Raw genomic sequence first — 252 nt, 5'->3', positions numbered from 1 at the left:
TTGGTATCACAACTGTTGTGTTATCTGAGAATACTAGTTTACGGTCGCCGTTAGGTTCTTCTGTATTACTTGTGATTGTAATTGAATGACCATCGGCACCTTTAACACCTGCGTCACCTTTGTCGCCTTTTGGTATTGTAATAGTTTTGCCATCTGAGAAGGTTACAACAGTGTCGCCATTTGGTTGTTTAGTGACATTTTGTATTGTCACTGATGTTCCGTTTTGACCTTTTGGTACAGTTACATTTTTAC

1 pseudogene is annotated in these 252 nt (G+C 38.9%); it reads right to left on the bottom strand.

The features are described from left to right. Positions 1-252, bottom strand: a pseudogene (locus HMPREF3267_RS12865) (competence protein ComK); the annotation flags it as partial.

Origin of the sequence: Staphylococcus sp. HMSC62D11, from assembly GCF_001839145.1 — a bacterium.
In the GTDB taxonomy this organism is placed as follows: Bacteria; Bacillota; Bacilli; order Staphylococcales; family Staphylococcaceae; genus Staphylococcus; species Staphylococcus lugdunensis.
Note: the sequence above shows the minus strand (reverse complement) of the source record. Positions and strands in the feature narration are given on the sequence as shown.